This is a genomic window from Tritonibacter sp. SIMBA_163, from assembly GCF_046535935.1.
GTDB lineage: Bacteria > Pseudomonadota > Alphaproteobacteria > Rhodobacterales > Rhodobacteraceae > Epibacterium > Epibacterium scottomollicae.
This window is the reverse complement of sequence record NZ_JAWJBP010001363.1, coordinates 1-235: the sequence shown is the minus strand read 5'-3', so window position 1 is coordinate 235 and position 235 is coordinate 1. Positions and strand designations below refer to the sequence as shown.

At 64.3% G+C, this 235-nt stretch carries 1 protein-coding gene; it reads left to right on the top strand.

The window, feature by feature from the left end; all coding sequences use genetic code 11:
• The coding region (locus R0J92_RS26730; protein WP_411053910.1) for a DDE-type integrase/transposase/recombinase at window positions 1–235 on the top strand (235 nt) is incomplete at both ends.

Below are 235 nucleotides of genomic sequence, written 5' to 3'. Positions count from 1 at the left end.
TGGACGAAGTGGTGGTAAAAATTGCGGGCAAATCCTTCTGGCTCTCGCGCGCCGTCGATCAGCATGGCGTCGTTCTCGACGAGCTCCTCCAGGCACGACGGAACAAGCGCGCCGCGAAACGGCTCCTGGTCAGGCTGATGAAACGCACAGGTTTGGTGCCCCAGCGGATCGTCACCGACAAGCTGCGCTCATACGGCGCGGCCGAGCGCGAGGTCGCGCCGGGCCTCGATCACTG